Consider the following 17656-nt stretch of genomic DNA (forward strand, 5'->3'; position numbering starts at 1 on the left):
ACCTCAATTATTACGGTTTTTAGCATTCTTCAAACGTATCAATTCCAATTCCCAATTAGCAGCCTCATCAAAGAAACCCGGCCCGAAATCGTCGGATAAACTTCCATCTTCCAATATCTCTATTTTTTTTACTTGTTTTTCTCCTTTGGGTACATTGTTTGGGTCGTGGAAGTAATAGATGACGCTATCACTTGGCTTGACCTGCTTTTTGGCTGTTAGGTATTGGAGCTTACGAATAAGATATTCGCTGTGTGTTTCGACGATGAATTGGATATTGAATGTTTCAGCCGCTTCACAAATCATGTCTGCTAGCATACTTTGATATCTTGGATGAAGATTTGCTTCTGGTTCTTCTAAGATAATGATATAGCTGCTTCTTAGCCTACTTAGTAGACCGGTTTCTGCTATCGACAATATTCTTATTATTATCGCAATTATCTGTGTCATTCCAAAGCCTGTATCTACATGTGATAATCCATTTACAGAATACGAATTTGCATCCAGTTGATCATTTTTATTCAGGGATATGTTTTTTATCCCGAAATTTGCGAACCACTTATCGTAAAATCTGTTTTGAGCAGTCTCTTCACTGATAATTTTAGATTCTTGATATTTTTCAAAATATTGTTTAAACAAGGTGTTAAGGATGTGATTATCCTTTGATCGATAAGAGCGCTCATTTGAGCCTTTTATGGAAGGTAGATAGTTTAAGTTGTTAAAGCTCGGTAAGGAAAAATCAATTGTCGATTTGTTTATAGGAGTAGTAAAAATGACACTTAGAGCATTACTAAAATATTCTATTTTAGTAAGAACTTCATTGGAGAAAGGGAAGTCAATATCTTTGTAAAAGCTAGTTTTTTTGTCATTTTCATATAGTAAAAAACCAAATTGAAAACCTATGTTATGGCTAATTTTTGTAATAAATGATTGCTTATCAATTTCTTGTGGATATTGAAAATCTTCTTCTGCCTCATTGTCATAAAATGTATTTTCCTGAACAAACGGCCCATTTTCTTCATAGAATTGTTAAAATCAATTTTGTTATTGTTCCATTGTAAATTTGAAAATGTGTGGATAAACTCGTCTAATTTTTTGTAAATCCGGAAAATAATACCGAAGCATGACCTGATGAGAGTTCATCTGATATTAATACTTCAATTTCTATCTTTAAGTTTTTGCAAAATTCTAATAGAAGTGGCAAGTCGCAATAAAGTGATAAATTGCGGATTTTGGTAATGCCAAGAATTTTTTGACATTAGAGTTTAAAATTTCTATGTAATCTTGGAATCGTAGGACTGTATCATCTTTTTTATCTTTATATATCCCTAAAACTCTTTCTCTAACAATCTGGTTAATCTTTAAAAATAATTGATTGTTGCTAAAAGTATTATCAATTGGAAGACAATAGGATATATAAGGACTTTCTGAATCTAAATTTATAGTATTTTTAGCACTACTGAGATTATGATCTTCGCCATCATAATTAAAACTGAAAGTATCGGTAATGGGACGGGTGATAACTTTTCCCGTAAATTGGACGTCCTTTTTTAAATTATCCTTCATCAACATTAAAGCCTTATTCAAAGAGCTCTTTCCCGAACTATTCGGTCCGGTTAAAATGGTGATAGGGGCGAAATCGAACCAGGTATAATCTTTAAAAACGCGGAAATTTTCAAGGCCGAAGCCTTTAAGGTGGGTTTGCATGGTTAAAATATTTCCAGAAGCCCGTAAACTTCTGATTGGTAAAATTGTGTAATGTCAGGTAATTTGTTCAGCAGTAGTTCGGAAACGTATCGGGTTGACGAGTTTCCTGTTCTGAGTAAAATCACTTTTGGAGGAAATCCATTAACATTTGCCAAATCCTGAAAATCCTCATCAAATGTTACGATCAGGAAGTTATGGGCTTTTGCAAAATTCCATATTTCGCGATCGGATGGTGGTCTATTTAATCCGGTTTGGCTTACATGAATACTTCCAGGCACAGAGTCGCTTATCTGCTTGACAATGCGATACGAAATGTTTTCATCAAACAAGAATTTCATACAGCCGTTATCAAAATCTTCGTATTCTCCTCCCTGTTAGCTGCAAACGCCAATGCAGCCAGAATATCAGCCCGTGACAATTCCGGGAAATCTTCCAGGATTTCATCATAGCTCATATCGCTCGCCAACCATCCCAAAATATCCCATACCGTTATTCTGGTGCCGGTAATACATGGTTTCCCAAACCTTATTTCCGGATTCAAGCTGATTCGTTCCTGCCAGTTTTGCATAGTAATGGTTCATTTTATCAAATATACAAATTTTCATAAGCATCGGTTTTCACCTCTGCCACCAGTCGCTTCCCTGCTCCCAGCTCGTTACAGTTTCCCTTGCGCGGGTCACGGCGGTGTAGGCATACCGATAGTCATTTTCAGGGAACCAGGGATGCAGCAATACGTGGTTACATTCTCCGCCTTGCGCTTTGTTTCCCGTGAGTCCGTGTCCATAGCGCAGGCGCATGGCTCCCATGTAAGCATCATTGGCGGGATGTGGATTGGCGCGATAATCATGGTTTTTAGCCATGCGGTCGTGTTTCAGGTTTTTAAGCATTTCGCCGGGAATGGAGCCGTTGTCGGTGCGCAGGGTATCAAGTAATATTTTCGTGGTGATCAGCAACGGTTGGTGATCGGGACCACGGAATTCGATTTTTGCGGTTACAAATTCAAGGTCGACACGCTTTTCTACCGCATCACAAATTTCACGCACCAAACCGGTTTCGCCTTTTACGATCAGATGCTGATTGCCAATCCAGTTTTCGTTCAGCACCACCTGGTCGCCAATAGCGAGTGTGCCTGTCAAACCCATATGGTCACGCACGATTTCGTTGAATTTCTGTACGTTTTTGTTCGCACAACCAATCATAACTACATTGTCCGGCCGGTTTGTGTCGTACAGATTCAGGTAGCGGGTTACTCCGGCGGTGTAATTGCCTAGCCGGTTCACAGCGATTTTTCCCAATGCGCGTCCATCATCGCTCTTTCTGCGGATATCGTGCGCCAGTGCCACAATCGGCGATTGGCCGGTTTGGCGTTTTACCTCATTTAGTTCGGCTTGCTGTCCTGTTAACCGATATTTTTTCAGAAAGTAGCTGAGATTGAGTGCAACCGATTCTGCTTCATTTACCGGAGCGAGTTGGTATTTGTCGCCTATGAAAACGATTTTATTATGCGCATTTCCCTGTTTGACAAATGTCAACAGGTCAAAGAGCATGGAATTGGGCGTGATGAAACTGCCACCATTATTTTGTGCATCGCTGATCATAGAAGCCTCATCCACTATGAAAATGCTGTAAGCATCCTGTGTATTTGCCCGGCGATCCATCACAACGCGTTCGTCTTCGGTTGGGATTACCTTGTAAGTCGTATGGTGAACAGTATACGCAAGACTACGGGTTTTGTAGCGCAACACTTTTGCCGCCCGTCCGGTTGGCGCAGTGAGGTAGCAGCTGATTTCCAGTTTTTCAAGATAATCTACAACGGCTTTCACCAGTGAAGTCTTTCCGGTGCCGGCCGCTCCACGCAGAATGAAAACATCTTCCCCGTTTTCCCTGTCAAAAAATTCTTCCAGTTTGTAGAGAGCTTGCGCCTGCTCACGGGTAGCTTCAAAAGAAAGAAAATCAAAAATGGTAAAGGAGGTATTTGTCGTCATCATAGACGTTGTGTTGTTTTAACCATGACAAAAGTAAGCTGGTGTTTAAAGGATTAAAAATATCATATACGGTTTTATTGCCGTTGATGTACCTTTATGAAAAAATAGTTTTATGCCAAGAACCACTTCTTCTGGACCTGATAAGCGACTTCGCAGGGTTTTTAAAATTCATCAGCAGTTACGGACTATGAATTCCTGTTCAGCAGCGGAATTGGTGAAATTTTGTGAGCCCATTGACCCTAACATCAACGGACGTACAGTGCGGGCGGATATTCAGTTTTTAAGGGATCTGGGTGCCTCAATTCCCAAAGGCAACAAGCATCAGAAGTTTTATTACAAAGAGGCTTTTTCTTTAATTAACGCTTTGGAAGGAATAAAATATGAGGAAACAAATGAAATGGTAACTTACCTTAATCAGCTTTATCATCTGGCTCCGAAAGCGGCTTTACTGGATTTGGATAAAGTTTTCCTGGCGCTGGAGAGGCGGGTGAGGGCAACGGACGCGCAGGGGGATCCGCGTTTACAATTTGAAAGAACAGAATATTCGGGCCAGAACTGGATCCGGGTTTTGTACGACTATATCGTTGGCCGAAAGACAATTTTACTGATTTACAAACCTTTTGAAAGACAACCGCAGGAGCGGATTATTCTTCCGATTTTTTTGAAAGAATACAATCAAAGATGGTTTTTGATTGCGTACGACGCGGGAAGACTGGCTTATCAGAACTTTGCACTGGACAGAATTGAAGATGTGAAAATGTCTGATAAAAAATTAGCGTTGGATAAAATGCCCGATCCGGCAACTTATTTCAACAATCTTATTGGTGTAAGTCTGGAAGGAGAATTGACAACGGTAGCTGTCAGAGTAAAAAAGCCAAGGGCGTTTTATATCCGGACAAAACCCTGGCATTTGTCTCAAACCGAAGTTTCCGAAACATCAGAGTATATCGATTTTGAATGGACAGTTTATACAAACAGAGAATTGAAGTCAAAAATTTTTGAACTCGGACCCGATGCAGAAGTGCTGAGTCCTCATTTCTGAGACTTTCCAAGTTTTGGAAACTTGGAAAGTCTGCAACTCATCACAAAGGCCGGTCCTGATAGGTAATTTCCGACAATAACCCCACGGCATTAAATTTCAAAATAACCTTTTTAGCCTTCGAGTTCAGTTTACTATCCTCGCAATGCGTACCTTTTTCTAAAAAATAAACATAGAATTTCTGGTTGCGCTCTCCAAGCTGGTGGATGTCCGGCCGGCCAAGGATAGTACCTACTTCATCGATAAATTTTCCCATAAGCTGTTTCTGCTCAGCTTTGAAGTCTTCTGTTTGGGTAGTCCTCTCGTTTTTGCAGCCGCCGCGGTCTCCGCGCCATTTTTTGAGATCTAAGCGACCTAATTTGTCTGGCTGGGAAGAACACGCTAACAACCCTGTTATAAACCCTATCGCAATAATTTGCCGTATCATGCTAAACATCATGTCAATTTTAATTCAAAGGCGAATCTACTCATATAATTGACGTCCGAAATAGTTTTCTGCGGAAATTGAATTTTCATTAATACAACACGTTTAAAAGATTGCAGATATGTTTGTACCGTGTCTGAATTTTTCACAGCTTTCGAATCCTGATATCATACTTGTTTATTTATTTTATGAAAAAGATAATCTTTTTAACTTTTCTGGTCTTTTCAGGAGTCGTAGTTCAGGCACAGTCAACTGCACAGCCTATCGATGCCACAGATTGCTCTAACCTGTTTTTCAAAGCGCTGCTGGAAGAGAACGGGAAGGCACTTGATAATTTGTTGGCCACCGACTTTTCAATTACAAGTTTTGATGGAAAACCAATTAACCGTGGTCTGCTGATCCAGGTTGTTGCCGAAGGCTATCTCACCATCGAATCAGGAATGCTTTCAGGTGCCATGACAAAGAACCTTGGAGATGTGAGCGTTATTACCGGAACATGGAGTGCAAGAGGCCAGGTGCAGAATAACGGTTTTAATAACGATGTTGCCTACATGACAGTTTGTGTGAAGTCGGGAGGGAATTGGAAAGTTTCAGCTGTGCAGCTTACTCCGATCAGATAAGTATAGCCAAATAAGTAAAAAGGAGCGAACCGAATGCCGGCCGCTCCTTTTTTATATCTAAAAAATGCTGTTAAACATTCATGAGTGACTCACGACGGCGCATTTTACCAGCCGGAATGCCAAACATCATTTTAAAACGACGGCAGAAATAAGCAGTGTCTTTATAACCCACATCCGAACCGATCGCACGAATGCTTTTCTTGGATGTACGAAGTAAATCAACGGCCTTTTCCATACGCTGATATTCGATATAATCCTGTGGATTAATACCCGTAAGCATTTTGAAATACTGCCCAACGTAATCTTCTGAAACGTTGGCAACGTTTGCCAATACTTTGTTGGAAAGATCACCACCCAGATTGTCCTTGATATAAGCAAAGATATCAATCAAACGGGGATCCTTAAAATAGGTACTGTTTGTAACAAGCTGCTCAACGAACAATTTGTTTTTAAGAATGTACCGGATGATTTCAATAACAACTTCTTCCGTTTTGATTTTGATGATACGGCCTTTTCCAGGTGTATCAAGCATATCTTCGCTCAGGATCTGGTTGATCGTTGCTGCAATCTGATCGTCTCTTTTGATCAGGAAAGGCGGAACATCAAGAGATGTGAAAAAGTTAACAGTATCAAATACCTTCGCTTCAAAAGAAATTAAACCAAAAGAGTTTGGCAATTTACCAATCAAGGCAGGATCGTGGCCAGCTTCGATATAGTTATCGCGGTTGGTCATGAACTCTTCGTTTGAAACGGTTTTGGCAGACTGCGAGTTTCCGTAGGTAACAGTGGCATGCTTTCCTCCGGGAATAAAAAGCATGTCGCCTTCCTCTACTCTTTGAGACTCCTCGGTTCCAAAGGAAACCTCTCCGTCATACAGAATTGTTAACGAGTTTTGTACGTCGTAGAAGTTTTTGATCGTGATCGGCTGCAAAATCCGGATATGACGAGCTTTCACAAACTTTACCCCCAACGACTCAATAATCTTATTATAGTCCTCCATGCTTGTATATATTTAACGGCCGAAAAAGCCTGACTTTCTAATTTTGTACAAATCTAATAAATTGTACAAAACTAATACAAGTATATTTCGACAAAAAAATGAAAAATAATGATATTTTGGTATGAATTTAGTCCAAGATTAAGAATAAAACTGACGCGGTTACATAAATGGGATCATTTTAAGAGCTCCCGGGCGATTACAAGTTTTTGTATTTCAGAGGTACCCTCATAAATTTGTGTAATTTTTGCGTCTCTCATGTGCCTTTCTACATGGTATTCTTTCACATATCCGTACCCTCCATGGATCTGAACTGCTTCGGTTGTAACCCACATCGCCACATCGGACGCATAAAGTTTGGCCATGGCGGCCGCTTTGATGTAGTCTTTTCCCTGATCTTTAATCCTGGCTGCTTTGTATACGAGCATACGTGCTGCCTCAATCCGGGTTGCCATGTCAGATAACTTAAACTGAATGGCCTGATGTTCACTAATTGGTTTGCCAAAAGTTTTTCTCTCCTGAGCATATTTTAAAGATAATTCGAAAGCCCCGGCAGCAATCCCCAATGCCTGTGCGGCAATTCCTATACGTCCGCCGTTTAAGGTACTCATTGCAAATTTAAAACCAAATCCGTCTTCTCCAATTCTGTTTTCATTTGGCACATTCACATCCGAGAACATCAGGGTGTGCGTATCCGATGCGCGAATACCCATTTTGTCTTCTTTTCTTCCAACTACAAAACCTTCTGTTCCTTTTTCAATAATAAAAACATTAATTCCTTTATGACCTTTTTCCGGATGTGTATGCGCCACAACCAGACAGACAGAAGAAGAGTTTCCGTTTGTAATCCAGTTTTTGGTACCGTTGATTAAATAATGATCTCCGTTTTCGACAGCCGTTGTATGCTGGGACGTAGCATCCGAACCCGCTTCCGGCTCAGAAAGACAAAAAGCTCCTATTACATTTCCGGATGCAAGCGGCACCAGATATTTTTGTTTTTGCTCTTCCGTGCCGTACATCTGCAACCCCCAGCATACCAGCGAATTATTCACAGACATGATCACACCAGCCGAAGCATCAACCTTGGAAATTTCTTCCATGGCAATGACATAAGACAATGTGTCCATGCCGCCTCCGCCATATTCCGGTGAAACCATCATGCCCATAAAACCCAGGTCTCCCATCTTTTTTAATAAGGCGGGATCAAATTTTTGTTCATTATCTCTTTCAATTACACCGGGTAAAAGATCATTCTGAGCAAAATCCCGTGCTGCTTCCTGAACCGCAAGATGCTCCTCGCTCAGGTTAAAATCCATTCCTGTTAGTGGTGAAGTATAAGGCATAGGTTTTTTATGCTATTAAAATGAAGTAATCAAAAATAGCTCTTAGAAAAGCAGTATGCAAGCATACGAATTTCTAACACGTTAAAACTTTGCGCATTGCTGCCCATTTTGAAAAAAAGATGTCTTAAGTTTGCGGCTGAATTGAGAACCTTACACTATACAAATCACATACTTCATTACCGTTATTAACAACACATGCCCGTTCTTACAGTATTTTACATAAAACTGATCGTCAATCTGATACTCACGTTTGGGATCATCTGGACAATCAGCCGTTCTGATCTTTTTTCCAAATGGCAATTAGAAAAAGATAAACTGATTTTTACTCTTGCTTTCATTCTGCTGCGGCTGATTCCCTGGATCGGCATTTTTCTTGTGCTCAATGAAGATCCACGGGGCGATATTCCGTTTTTCTTTTACAAAGCCGAAGCTGCAAAAAAAGGAGGTTTTGTTTACCGGGATTTCTGGTCCTATCACGCGCCTCTATATGCCTACATTATCAGTCTGCCGGTTTGGATCTGGCATAATTCCCGGGCGATTGTGCTGTTTATGGTCTTTATGGAAACCGGGATTTTATGGCTGACCTATCAAACTTATAAGGTAAAGAGTGCAAAAGCTTTACAGCTGGCTGTTATTTACCTGATGCTCCCGGCAGCTTTTATGTACATCCTTGTCGACGGGCAGGAAGAAGTCTGGTTTTGGGGAGCCGCTTTGCTGATCTGGAGATATACAATTAAGAAAACCGAAAACTACGAAGTGGGAATAGGTTTACTTTACGCGCTTACGCTGTTGACGATTAAAGTAACCTTTATTTTTCTGCTTCCTGCCATGCTGGTGGTTGTAAAACGTCCTGTTAAAATGCTGCTGACAATGGCAGCAATCGGTATTCCGGCCATTGGATTTTTATACTGGCAAATCGGCGATCTTTTTCTAATGCCGATTCAGCATACAGAACAGCTGATGACGCCTAACCTGTTTTCCATTAGTCGCCCATGGGTTGAGCTGATCTTTCATATCAATGAAAAAAAATCCACCATGATCAACTGGATTGGATTGCTTTTTACCGTTTTTGTTCCTGTTTACATGGCATACAAAGCGCGTCACCGTCATATCAATGAGATTCTGCCGGGCATTTTCATAGCTTGTTTTGTTTGTATGATGATTTTTCAGGCAAGCGCAATGGGGGCTTATGTCATTGCCTATTTAATGGCCGTTCTTTTTGAAATAATCGATATTCGTAAAACCCGGCATGTGATTATCCTGCTTGCATTAAACTGGCTCACGGTGGTTCAGCCTTTCATCTGGGTTTATATCAAACAGCCTGCATACCTTTCTCCTGCCATGTTTGCGAACGGTTCATTCCTGTTCGAATATGTTCTGCAGATTCTCAATGTTGCCTGCTTTTTCTGGATTTTACGTGAGACCTATCGTAAAGTTGTGATCACACCTAATCTTGCGGCCGCATGAATATCGTTTTAGCAAAATTAGGCATTAGCATTGTCTCGGTAATTCTCCTGGTTGTGATGTTGCTCAAAAGAACAGCATTGACATCCTGGCTCGAAAATAAAAAAGCGAATCAAACTCTGGCCGTCGGATGGCTTTTTTTTCGTCTGATTCCGTTTGTTGCCATTTATCTGATAGCGGATATGGCGACAACTTCCGACGTTAACGGTTTCTGGGACGAAGGCAGCAAGGCTTCCCAGGGACTTATTGTCTACAAAGATTTCTGGTCGCCGTATTCGCCTTTGTATGCTTATTTTCTTGGCATCTGGCTTAAATTATGGTATGACCCGAAAATGATTGTATTAACCATGGCGGTTATGGATGGAATTGCCGTTTTAATCTCCTGGCATTTCTACAGGCCATTTCAGTCTCGTGGTACTTTTCTTTTTAATTCACTCATCTATTATATCCTGCCAGGTTCACTTGTTCTTTGCATTGTTGGCGCTCAGGAAGATGTTTGGATGTGGTTATTTGTGGCGCTGGCTTATCTGGTACGGGAAAGAAGGGTTAGTGTTGTGTGGTATGCCGTCATCCTGGCAATTGGTTTGCTGATGACAAAAGCCATTTTTGTCCTTATCCTCGTTCCGCTCTTTTTAATCGAAAAAGAAAAAATTCGTTTTCTGATACCGATGATCCTGATTGGTATCGTTTCTCTTGCCATTCTTTATCCATTGGTTGGATGGGAGTTTACGCAGCCCATGGACGAAGCACAGACTTTACGTGCGCCTAATATCCCTTCCATTCTTAATCCCTGGTTTTACAATCACATAGGCGTTGGACAAAAATTCTGGAACTGGATCGGCCTGGTAACCTCTGTTGGCTTGGCCTGTATTGCGGCCTGGAAATTACGAAATGCAGATTTCAGAGTCATGCTTTCACGTGTCTGGATTGTTCTGTATGCTACAATGATGGTTGTACAGCAGAGTGCTTATAGTAATTACATTTTTCTTTTTCTTATTCCGCTTGTATTTTATGTCATCAACTGGAACAGCACCTGGCAGATCATTCTTCTGTTAATATTTAATGTTCTGAGTGTCGTACATCCATCGTACTGGTGGCGGCTTGGCATGCCTTGTTACATGACCCCTTCAGACACCGCAGCCTCATCGGGATTGCTGATTGACTACCTCATGCAGGTGAGTATTGTATTGCTTACCGGTTATTTTGTTTGGCTTGCATTTCCGAAAGGTAACAATCAGGACGTGTAACCGAGTGACCGGAGTTCGCTCTCAGGATTTTTTAGTAATAAACTGCGGCCAATTGGAACGATCAGGTAAGTATCGTCACTTAAATTCAGCACATTTTTGTATGAATGGTCAGATACGAGAATGCCCTTTTCTTTTTTTTTGTCAAGAATAACTTTCGACAACGACTCAACCATGACGGGTGAAATATGTGTAAAGGGTTCGTCGAGCAACACAAACTGAACCGGCGACAGCAGAATCAGCAGCGTTTCAAATAACCTGGTTTTCCCGCCTGATAAATTACGTACAGGTTCGTTTTCGTAACCTTTCAATTCCGGAAAATAGTTTATCATTTCTGCAAAAGAAACCTGATACATGCTGCATAGCTGGCGTACCTCCAAATCTTTGGGCGCAAAAGGTGACTGCGGTAAGTATCTTACAAGTCCTTTTTCGAAATATGGGTGCGAAATGTAACGGCCATTAAGCCGAACAGACTGATTTTGCCCTCTCAATGTCCCGAATATCATCCTGAGCAAGCTGGATTTGCCCGTTCCGTTACGCCCAAGTAAACCCGTTACACGGCCGGTTTCCATTTTTAAGTAAATACTCTGAAGTACCTTTCTTCCATTAAATTCCAGCCACATACTGTCTGCTTCGAGTGTCTGCGTTTTCATTTCAGTAATTCAAAAATAGTTTTACTACGAGTACTAATACCAGAAATGCAGCTACATCAATGACAAAAACGGATACGTAAAGCTTTATTTCGGATATACCCAGATTTGAATAAAAAAACAACCAGGCCGTATTGTGCTTTCTTAGATACCACCAGATCATTGCATCAAAAATATTTTCGCCAGCAAATAAAGAGGAAAGAAAACCTGAAATTTTTCATCTATCGGCATTTCTAAAGCCCACCAAATGGCTACGGAAAACACTCCTCCAAAAATGGCGATCGACAGATAAAAGTAGAATATAGCCAGCAAACGTTGCTTCATTACTTTTTTCCAAAAGGTAGAAAAGTAAAACCTCCACCAGACAGGATTAAGATTAATTAACATCACCGAAACACCGGTGCATTCCCGTTTTAACTTACTTTAACAGAAGCACTTTGGACGGAGTAACTATTTTTGAGCGTATCCAAAAAGTCAGTTATGCATTCTGTTGGCGAACATACCCTTCATGAGCTCCAAATTATATCAGGCCAGCGCATCGATGCTTCCATTTTAAGTTTTTATAACAAGACAAAATCTTACGGCGGCCGTGATCTGCTGAAAAGTATGATTAAAGAGCCAAAACAAGATTTGTCGCAAATAACCGAATTCCAGGAACTTCTTAAATCGATTATGCGAAATCTGGATTTGTGGGAGATTAATGTTTCCCATGCCTACATTGCGGCATCAGAAAGCTATTACGACAGCAACATCACGCATACGATGTCGCAGGATGTATTTCAGCACTGGTATCAAACAATGATATTCTCTTATCGAAACCCTGCAGAATTTCAGCGGATAGAAAGTGGTGTGATTGCCACGATTAAGGTTTTGAAGGCTCTGCTCGATACGATTGAACAAATAAAATACTTTGATTTCCCCGCCAGGTTTCAGGAAGATTTTGATTTTCTCACATCCTTTTTGGACTCGTTGATCTTAAAGACTCATTTAATCAACGGCGGCAGTTTACTTTCCAAACGTTCTGTTTTCTACCTTGATTATTTCTTTCGCAAACAACATAAGAAGGATTTCAGAAGAATTCTGGATATCTATTATTTTCTGGACGCTCATACTGCAATTGTAAAAACAGCGAAGGAACATAGTTTGTGTTTTCCCGAATTCGTTGATACCGATGCCTGTTTCGATGTTACAGATTTGTGGCATCCTTTGATTACCCATTCGGTAAAAAACAATTTTTCGCTCACCGGAGATCCTGGTATCTGCATTCTTACCGGTGCCAATACGAGTGGAAAGACTACCTTTTTGAAGTCGTCCGGCGTTGCCATCTACCTTGCTCATTTGGGCTGGCCGGTTGCAGCAGGCAGTCTGCGGCTTTCATTTTCTGACAGGCTTTTTACCTCAATCCACCTCTCTGATGATATTGTACTGGGATATAGCCATTTTTATAACGAGGTAATGCGTATCAAAGAAATTGCCCAGGCTCTTTACAACGGTGAAAACTGCTGCGTTCTCATCGATGAATTATTCCGGGGTACCAACCAGGAGGACGCTCTGCACTGCTCGAAAACAGTTTTAAATGGTTTTGCCAATTATCCATCTTCTGTTTTCATTGTTTCCACGCACCTGATGGAATTGCTGGATAGTTTTCTCCAGTCACCCGCTGTTTGTTTTAAGTGTTTCAAAACAACAATTACAGGACGCGATTTTATAAACACTTTTAAACTGGAAGAAGGTATTGCCTCCGAAAAAGTAGGCAAGCTGATCATGGAAAAAGTGGGTATACCGCAGCTACTGCTGGGATCAAAAAAATAAAGCCCTCATTTTCATGAAGGCTTTAAAACTTATCATTCATAATAATCTTACTCGATTACATCAAAGCCGCAGTAAGGCACCAAAACAGCTGGTATCCGAACTGTTCCATCTGCCTGCTGATTGTTTTCCAGTAAAGCGGCAAGGATGCGTGGCAGCGCCAGAGCAGAGCCATTCAGCGTATGTAACAGCTGTGTTTTTTTATCAGCGGTTTTAAATCTGAGCTTTAACCGGTTGGCCTGGTAGGTTTCGAAATTGGAAACCGAGCTGCATTCCAGCCAGCGTTCCTGTCCGGCAGACCAAACTTCAAAATCATAAGTTAACGCGGAAGTAAAACCCATGTCACCTCCGCAAAGGCGTAGAATACGGTATGGCAATTCAAGTTTTTCCAGTAAACCTTTCACATGGCCAACCATTTCTTCCAGGGCGTTATATGACTCCTCAGGTTTATTGATCTGAACAATTTCGATTTTATCAAACTGATGTAAACGGTTCAGTCCGCGTACGTGCGCACCCCAGCTACCTGCTTCCCTGCGGAAACAGGGTGTGTACGCTGCGTGTTTAACAGGCAGGTCTGCTTCGGGAACGATCACATCACGGTACAAATTGGTAACCGGAACTTCCGCAGTCGGGATCAGATACAGATCATCCTGTGCATCGTGATACATCTGACCCTCTTTATCAGGTAGCTGCCCGGTTGCAAACCCGGATTCAGCATTTACTACAATAGGTGTCTGTACCTCTGTATAACCTGCCTTTCCGGCTTCATCCAGAAAGAAAGCAATCATCGCACGCTGTAACCTTGCTGCTTTTCCTTTGTACACAGGAAAGCCGGCTCCGGTTATTTTATTGCCTAGTTCGAAATCGATGATAGGCGCCAGATTTTTTCCCAGTTTTTTGATCAGTTCCCAATGAGGTAATGCTCCGGCCGGGAGTACAGGTTTTGCTCCCTGCTCCAGAATGTTTACATTGTCTTCAGCAGTACGGCCTTCAGGAACACTTTCATGCGGAAGATTGGGAAGTTTAACCAGTTCTTCTAAAAGAGTCTGCTCAATTTCCTTGTGTTGTTCTTCCAACTGCTTCGATCTTTCTTTCAAAGCGGCCGTTTCACCTTTCGCCAATTCAGCTTCGGCCTTTTTGCCTTCTTTCATCAGACCGCCAATTTCCTTTGCCTTTGCATTGGATTGTGTCAGTACCGCGTCCAGCTCCTGCTGTGTTTCACGGCGCAAACGATCCAGTTCAATGATCCGGTCCACTGCCTGTTCTGCGTCCTTAAAATGTTTTTTCTTTAATCCGGCGAGTGTCAGATCTCTGTTATCGCGGATGAATATAGGTTGTAACATATTGCTGTCGGCTGTCGGCTGTCGGCTATCGGCTTACAGCTTTTGGTGTTTTAAATTGGTTAGCTAAAATTACTGAGCTGAAAATATATTTTTCATTGCATCTTCGTAGTAGAACAAACGCTCGTTCAGCACGTTCAATGCTTCCGATTTGTATTTCGAATGGATCAAAAGCGACAGGTTGTGTTCAGAAGCGCCGTAAGAAATCATGCGGATCGGAATATTTTTCATTGCTTCAAGCACTTTTAATGCAATTCCCTCTTTATCCGCACTGAAATTACCAACGATGCAAATGATATTCTGGTCACGGTCATGTTCTTCCAGATCCGCAAATTCACGCAGTTCAGCCGTAATCGCTTCCAGGTGATCCGAATTATCAATTGTTACAGAAACAGAAACTTCCGACGTGGTGATCATGTCCACCGGTGTTTTGTATTTTTCAAAAATCTCAAAAACCCTGCGCAGGAAGCCATAAGCATTCAGCATACGGGTCGAATGTATGTAAATCGCCGTTATGTTGTCTTTTGCAGCAATTGCTTTGATTTCTCTGTCTGAAGACTGGTTTGCAATCAGCGTTCCCGGTGCTTCCGGCTGCATGGTATTTTTAAGACGTACAGGAACTCCACGAAGTTTGGCAGGTGTAATTGTACTTGGATGCAGAATTTTCGCTCCGAAATAGGCCAGTTCAGCAGCCTCTTCAAATGTCAGTTCTCTGATCGGGAAAGTACGTTTTACAATCCGCGGATCGTTGTTGTGCATTCCGTCGATGTCTGTCCAGATCTGTATCTCATCCGCACGGATTGCACCGCCGATCAAAGATGCTGTATAGTCCGAACCACCTCGTTTCAGGTTATCGACCTCTTCTCTTGGGTTACGGCAAATAAAGCCCTGTGTAACAATTGTCTGTTTATCGGTATGCTGGTTTAAAATAGTAACCAGTTTCTCCTCAATAGTATTTAATTCAGGTTCACCATCAGCATCAATGCGCATAAAATCAAGCGCAGGCAGCAAAACCGAGCTGTCTCCTTTTTCTTCCAGATAAGCCTGGAACATTTTGGTACTCAATATCTCGCCTTCCGCTACCAGTTCTTTATCCTGTTTAATGGTAAAAGGTTTGATACCCACCAGCGAACGGATGAATCCGAATTCACTGTCAATAATTTCCTGTCCTTTGGCAAGTCCGGCTTCGGTTGAATACAATTCCTTAATAAACAAACTGTAATGCGTTTTAAGGTCGTCTATTTTAGATATTGCCTGTTCTTCTTCGTACGCCTTTACCGACTCGCCAATAGAAATCAGCGCGTTTGTTGTACCGGACAATGCCGACAAAACAACAATTTTACGGTTCGGGTCACTTTCAAGAAGTTCACGGATTGAATGCATGCGCTCAGGTTTCCCTACCGAAGTGCCACCAAATTTCCAGACTTGCATAAATAATTATTGATTGAATTTTAAATGAATAATTTTTGGGACAAGTATTGTCATGCGTTGTCAATTATAGCCATGCGTTGTTACTCTTCACGGTATGGTCGTTCATAAAAATAAATGACCAATACCTGACTATTTCCTGATCATACCTGACAACATTATCTACCTGGTAAAAATTTTGTCTTTCAGACCAACCATCTTAATTGCCGTCATCGCTGCTTCGTCTCCTTTATTTCCATGAACACCACCTGCGCGGTCAACGGCCTGCTGCATGTTATTGGGTGTAAGCACACCAAAAATTACAGGTTTGTTATTTTGGATACTGATATTGGTAATTCCCTGTGCAACGGCATGGTTGATATAATCGTTATGTTTCGTTTCTCCCTGAATCACCACACCCAATGCGATTACTGCATCGATGTCACTGCGTTGCGCATACCAGTGTGCACCCAGCGTAAGTTCAAAGCTTCCGGGCACGTTTCCGCGTTCAATGTTTTCAGCCGCTGCACCGTACCCGATTAAGGTCTGATAAGCACCCTCAAACAGTTTTTCAGTTACTTCGCTGTTCCATTCTGCCACGACAAGGGCAAATTTTTTATTACTGATGTCAGGAAGACCATCGGTTTTAAAAACACTCAAATTTTTATCAGCACTAGACATATTTAATCCGGAAGTTAATGTTCAGCTCAGATTTGATTTACTGAACGTAAAGTTGATTTGTTGGAATTTATATTTACCAGGAACAAAAAAAGGATAAAACCGTTGTCGGCTTTATCCTTTTAGAGAACAGAAATGGTTAACCATTATTTGCCGACCTGTCCTTCTAATAATCCCATGTATTTCTTAGCGTTCACCACTTCCGACGAAAGAGGGAATTCGTCTATAACACGTTTATATGTGGAAGAAGCATCAGCAGGCTGATTTGCTTTTTCCTGAGCAAGAGCAAGTTTCATCAAATAAACCGGCGTGAAAAACTCATTTTTTTCATAGTCAGATGCTTTCTTGTAATAAGAAATAGCCTCGGCTGCCTGGTTTTTTTCAAGATAAGCATCACCGATCAAAGATTGCGCACGTGCATGCAGCAACAAATCAGAGGAGCTGAAAGATTCAAGATGACTAATCGCCTCATCGAATTTACCTTGTTTGAGCAAAGCAACACCCGCATAAAAATTTGCAAGATTGCTTGCATCTGTTCCTTTATAGCTGTCTGCGATAGAAAGCAAGCCTTCATTACCTCCGCTTCCATTCAATGCTTTTTGCAATGAATCTGCTTCGAAATCATAAACAACACTCGAAAGCGCATTCTGAGCTGTTCCCTCCTGGCTATCTATATAAAACCGGTATCCTGCAAATGCGACAACGGCAAGCACGATCGCTCCGCCAATGCCCAGAAGCACTTTACGATTTTTCAGGAAAAAAACCTCTGCTTTATTGATTTGTCCGGCCAGAGCCTCAGGTGTTTCAATAATTTCAAAACCGGACTCGTCCGTGTTTTTCTTGCTCATATCAATTAAAATTCAATTTTGGAGTGCAAAGTTATGAAAACTTTATTAAGTCAAAACATCTTAGCACACAATTCTTTAACTTCTTAAAATTATCAGAATAAAGT

At 41.3% G+C, this 17656-nt stretch carries 20 protein-coding genes; 5 read left to right on the top strand and 15 right to left on the bottom strand.

Annotation, left to right across the window (positions count from 1 at the left end):
* Positions 1-3: 3 nt before the first annotated feature.
* The 6 genes from E0F88_RS18790 to E0F88_RS18810 all read right to left on the bottom strand — a co-directional run bounded on the left by E0F88_RS18790 (position 4) and on the right by E0F88_RS18810 (position 3692).
* On the bottom strand, positions 4-939 hold the full coding sequence (locus tag E0F88_RS18790; RefSeq protein WP_131959804.1) for an AAA family ATPase: 936 nt from the start codon (positions 937-939) through the stop codon (positions 4-6).
* Between the two features lie 246 nt (positions 940-1185).
* Complete coding sequence (locus tag E0F88_RS18795; RefSeq protein ID WP_131959805.1) at positions 1186-1704, bottom strand: AAA family ATPase; 519 nt, start codon at positions 1702-1704, stop codon at positions 1186-1188.
* A 2-nt stretch (positions 1705-1706) separates the two neighbouring features.
* A complete protein-coding gene (locus tag E0F88_RS18800) occupies positions 1707-2042 on the bottom strand; it encodes a DUF5615 family PIN-like protein (RefSeq protein WP_165940104.1) in 336 nt (111 codons plus the stop codon).
* The gene (locus tag E0F88_RS18805) at positions 2039-2212 is read right to left on the bottom strand and encodes a DUF433 domain-containing protein (RefSeq protein ID WP_229213827.1); all 174 of its coding nucleotides are present in this window, start codon (positions 2210-2212) and stop codon (positions 2039-2041) included. The genes E0F88_RS18800 and E0F88_RS18805 overlap by 4 nt, the downstream gene beginning before the upstream one ends.
* Positions 2148-2309, bottom strand: a complete 162-nt coding sequence (locus tag E0F88_RS34330) for a hypothetical protein (protein WP_229213828.1) — start codon at positions 2307-2309, stop codon at positions 2148-2150. Before E0F88_RS34330 ends, E0F88_RS18805 begins: the two co-directional genes overlap by 65 nt.
* A 12-nt stretch (positions 2310-2321) precedes the next feature.
* Positions 2322-3692, bottom strand: a complete 1371-nt coding sequence (locus E0F88_RS18810) for an ATP-dependent DNA helicase (RefSeq protein WP_131959807.1) — start codon at positions 3690-3692, stop codon at positions 2322-2324.
* Positions 3693-3876: 184 nt separating this feature from the next.
* Between E0F88_RS18810 and E0F88_RS18815 the strand changes: the two genes are divergently transcribed.
* Positions 3877-4731 (top strand): helix-turn-helix transcriptional regulator, encoded by an 855-nt coding sequence (locus tag E0F88_RS18815; protein WP_220466329.1) that lies wholly within the window; start codon positions 3877-3879, stop codon positions 4729-4731.
* 40 nt (positions 4732-4771) lie between these two features.
* Here E0F88_RS18815 and E0F88_RS18820 read toward each other — a convergent pair whose 3' ends face one another.
* Complete coding sequence (locus E0F88_RS18820) at positions 4772-5155, bottom strand: hypothetical protein (RefSeq protein WP_131959809.1); 384 nt, start codon at positions 5153-5155, stop codon at positions 4772-4774.
* A 185-nt stretch (positions 5156-5340) separates the two neighbouring features.
* Here E0F88_RS18820 and E0F88_RS18825 point away from each other — a divergent pair, with 185 nt between their 5' ends.
* Positions 5341-5772 carry a nuclear transport factor 2 family protein gene (locus E0F88_RS18825; protein ID WP_131959810.1) on the top strand — a complete coding sequence of 144 codons (432 nt, stop codon included), beginning with the start codon at positions 5341-5343 and terminating at the stop codon, positions 5770-5772.
* 70 nt (positions 5773-5842) lie between these two features.
* Here the strand turns inward: E0F88_RS18825 and E0F88_RS18830 are convergent, their stop codons facing one another.
* Together E0F88_RS18830 and E0F88_RS18835 are read right to left on the bottom strand one after the other, a co-directional pair.
* Positions 5843-6772 carry a helix-turn-helix domain-containing protein gene (locus tag E0F88_RS18830; RefSeq protein ID WP_131959811.1) on the bottom strand — a complete coding sequence of 310 codons (930 nt, stop codon included), beginning with the start codon at positions 6770-6772 and terminating at the stop codon, positions 5843-5845.
* Between the two features lie 173 nt (positions 6773-6945).
* Complete coding sequence (locus E0F88_RS18835; RefSeq protein WP_131959851.1) at positions 6946-8085, bottom strand: acyl-CoA dehydrogenase; 1140 nt, start codon at positions 8083-8085, stop codon at positions 6946-6948.
* A 222-nt stretch (positions 8086-8307) separates the two neighbouring features.
* Between E0F88_RS18835 and E0F88_RS18840 the strand changes: the two genes are divergently transcribed.
* Together E0F88_RS18840 and E0F88_RS18845 are read left to right on the top strand one after the other, a co-directional pair.
* Positions 8308-9579 (top strand): hypothetical protein, encoded by a 1272-nt coding sequence (locus E0F88_RS18840; RefSeq protein WP_131959812.1) that lies wholly within the window; start codon positions 8308-8310, stop codon positions 9577-9579.
* Positions 9576-10823 (top strand): hypothetical protein, encoded by a 1248-nt coding sequence (locus tag E0F88_RS18845; protein ID WP_131959813.1) that lies wholly within the window; start codon positions 9576-9578, stop codon positions 10821-10823. Before E0F88_RS18840 ends, E0F88_RS18845 begins: the two co-directional genes overlap by 4 nt.
* On the opposite strand, the gene E0F88_RS18850 is transcribed toward E0F88_RS18845, so the two are convergent.
* Both E0F88_RS18850 and E0F88_RS33735 read right to left on the bottom strand, forming a co-directional pair.
* Positions 10811-11473: an ATP-binding cassette domain-containing protein gene (locus E0F88_RS18850; protein WP_131959814.1), complete on the bottom strand. Its 663-nt coding sequence runs from the start codon at positions 11471-11473 to the stop codon at positions 10811-10813. The genes E0F88_RS18845 and E0F88_RS18850 overlap by 13 nt on opposite strands.
* Before the next feature lie 156 nt (positions 11474-11629).
* Complete coding sequence (locus E0F88_RS33735) at positions 11630-11794, bottom strand: hypothetical protein (protein ID WP_165940105.1); 165 nt, start codon at positions 11792-11794, stop codon at positions 11630-11632.
* A gap of 156 nt (positions 11795-11950) precedes the next feature.
* Between E0F88_RS33735 and E0F88_RS18855 the strand changes: the two genes are divergently transcribed.
* Positions 11951-13282 (top strand): MutS-related protein, encoded by a 1332-nt coding sequence (locus E0F88_RS18855; RefSeq protein WP_131959815.1) that lies wholly within the window; start codon positions 11951-11953, stop codon positions 13280-13282.
* 47 nt (positions 13283-13329) lie between these two features.
* Here E0F88_RS18855 and serS read toward each other — a convergent pair whose 3' ends face one another.
* The 4 genes from serS to E0F88_RS18875 form a co-directional block, all read right to left on the bottom strand.
* Positions 13330-14622, bottom strand: coding sequence for a serine--tRNA ligase (gene serS / locus E0F88_RS18860; RefSeq protein ID WP_131959816.1), 1293 nt, complete (start codon positions 14620-14622; stop codon positions 13330-13332).
* A gap of 69 nt (positions 14623-14691) precedes the next feature.
* Entirely contained in the window at positions 14692-16050 is a 1359-nt protein-coding gene (locus tag E0F88_RS18865) for an aspartate kinase (RefSeq protein ID WP_131959817.1), read from the bottom strand.
* Between the two features lie 159 nt (positions 16051-16209).
* Positions 16210-16707, bottom strand: coding sequence for a 6,7-dimethyl-8-ribityllumazine synthase (gene ribH / locus E0F88_RS18870; RefSeq protein WP_131959818.1), 498 nt, complete (start codon positions 16705-16707; stop codon positions 16210-16212).
* 143 nt (positions 16708-16850) lie between these two features.
* Positions 16851-17552, bottom strand: coding sequence for a tetratricopeptide repeat protein (locus tag E0F88_RS18875; RefSeq protein WP_131959819.1), 702 nt, complete (start codon positions 17550-17552; stop codon positions 16851-16853).
* Between the last annotated feature and the right edge of the window lie 104 nt (positions 17553-17656).

It is taken from the genome of Dyadobacter psychrotolerans, from assembly GCF_004349265.1.
In the GTDB taxonomy this organism is placed as follows: Bacteria; Bacteroidota; Bacteroidia; order Cytophagales; family Spirosomataceae; genus Dyadobacter; species Dyadobacter psychrotolerans.